1 protein-coding gene and 1 pseudogene are annotated in these 2243 nt (G+C 73.0%); one reads left to right on the forward strand and one right to left on the reverse strand.

All coding sequences use genetic code 11. The features are described from left to right. Nucleotides 1-81: 81 nt before the first annotated feature. Complete coding sequence (gene gabT / locus ACYVE9_RS23785) at nt 82-1434, reverse strand: 4-aminobutyrate--2-oxoglutarate transaminase (protein WP_461029942.1); 1353 nt, start codon at nt 1432-1434, stop codon at nt 82-84. 375 nt (nt 1435-1809) lie between these two features. Between gabT and ACYVE9_RS23790 the strand changes: the two are divergent. After that, nucleotides 1810-2243, forward strand: a pseudogene (locus ACYVE9_RS23790) (ATP-binding protein); the annotation flags it as partial.

Consider the following 2243-nt stretch of genomic DNA (forward strand, 5'->3'; position numbering starts at 1 on the left):
CGCGCCGTCCCGGCCGGCGGTGCGTGCCGGGCCGGTGCGGAGGGCGCCCGAGAGCTGGCGCCCAGGCACCGGCGCCCGCTCTCACGCCAGCTCGGCCAGCGCGTTCTCCAGGATGTCCAGACCCTCGTTGAGCAGCTCCTCACCGATGACCAGCGGCGGCAGGAAACGCATCACGTTGCCGTAGGTGCCCGTGGTGAGCACCAGCAGCCCGGCCTGGTGGCAGGCCGTGGCCAGCGCCGCCGTCTGCGCGGGCGCGGGTGTGGTGGTGCCCGGCTCGACCAGCTCGATGGCGATCATCGCCCCGCGTCCCCGCACCTCACCGATCAGCGCGTGGCGCTCCGCCATCTTCTCCAGCCGCGGCTTCATGACCTCCTCGATGCGCCTGGCCCTGGCGTTCAGGTCCAGCTCGCGCATCGTCTCGATCGCGCCCAGCGCGGCGGCGCACGCCACCGGGTTGCCTCCGTAGGTGCCGCCCAGGCCACCGACGTGCGCGGCGTCCATGATCTCCGCACGGCCGGTGACGGCCGCCAGCGGCAGGCCGCCGGCGATGCCCTTGGCGGTGGTGATCAGGTCCGGGACCAGCCCCTCGTCCTCGGAGGCGAACCACTGCCCGGTGCGGCAGAAGCCGGACTGGATCTCGTCCGCGACGAACACGATGCCGTTCTCCCGGGCGAACTCCGCGATCCGCGGCAGGAAGCCCTTGGCCGGCTCGATGAAACCGCCCTCACCGAGCAGCGGCTCGATGATGATCGCCGCGACGTTGCCGGCGCCGACCTGCTTGCTGATCTGGTCGATCGCCTGGGCCGCGGCCTCCTCGGCGCAGTTCTCCGGGCCCGTCAGCCAGCGGTACGGGTAGGCGACCGGCACCCGGTAGACCTCCGGCGCGAACGGGCCGAAGCTGTGCTTGTACGGCATCGACTTCGAGGTCAGCGCCATGGTCAGGTTGGTCCGGCCGTGGTAGCCGTGGTCGAAGACCACCACGGCCTGCCGACCGGTGTGGGCGCGGGCGATCTTCACCGCGTTCTCCACCGCCTCGGCGCCGGAGTTGAACAGCGCCGACTTCTTCGCGTGATCCCCCGGCGTGAGCTTCGCCAGCTCCTCGGCCACCGCGACGTACCCCTCGTACGGGGCCACCATGAAACACGTGTGGGTGAACTCGGACAGCTGCGCGGACGCCCGGCGGACGACCGCCTCGGCGCTGTTGCCGACCGAGGTGACGGCGATGCCGGAACCGAAGTCGATCAGGGCGTTGCCGTCCACGTCCTCCACGATGCCGCCGCCGGCCCGTGTGACGTAGACCGGCAGCACGTTGCCGACACCGTTCGCGACCGCGGCCTGCTTCCTGGCGTGCAGTTCCTGCGACTTCGGGCCGGGGATCGCGGTGACCAGGCGCCGCTCCTGGGGGAGGCCCGGGCCTCCGGACATGGCCGACATCGGGGTCGTGGAGGTCATCGTGCGCTCCTCGGGAGAAATGGGGGTTCTTGGCTCGCTCCTCCGCAGGCTAGGGCCAGGCGGCGGACCGGGACATGCACCGCTGAGGAGAAGTGCACGTGTCGTGTTGGCCGCCGCGGACAACGCCGGGGACCGCACCCCGGACCGACCACGCCGGGCACCGCACGGCCGCCGCCGCACCCGGAGCCGGGGAACCGGCCAACTTCGGCGCCCGCCCGTTAGATTGGGGTCCGCCCGCGGGGGCAACCGCGGGCCGTCGGCAGTTTCGGGCAGGGGGCAGGGCAGCACATGAGCGCGGACGGTACCCACGACTGGCGGAGCACCGAGGCCGTACCGAAACCGGCTCCGGTACCGCCCATGCCCCGGCCGGCCCCCGAGTCGAGCGCCCCGCTCGTCGCCTGGCTGCGGGCACCCCGGCCGGAGGCCGAGCCGGGGATCTGGCGGCAGGGGCACGAGCCCCGGCCGGAACAGCAACCCGAGGAACTGCCCGGCCGGCAACTGCTCGGCGGCGCACTGCTCGCCCTGCTGGCTGCCCTGCTCGTCTGGTCGCTCACCATGAACGGCTACCTGCCGTTCATGGCCTGGATCTACGCCCTGCTGCCCGCCCCCTGGTACAGCGGCGGCTCCCGGTTCACCGTGACGGTGGTCAACTACGCGGCCTACGCGGTGCTGCCCGTCCCCCTGCTGTGGCTGGCCGGACGCTTCGGCCGCTGGCCGCAGGTCTGGCAGCGGCACGCCCCGCCCCGGTGGCAGCGAAGCTGGCGGCGGGCCACCGCCTGGGCCCGCCCGCT

Source organism: Streptomyces sparsus, assembly GCF_054776295.1.

Excerpts from the sequence above, each read along its gene's own strand:
- gabT (WP_461029942.1), bottom strand. The coding sequence starts at position 1,434 with ATGTCGGCCATGTCCGGAGGCCCGGGCCTCCCCCAGGAGCGGCGCCTG.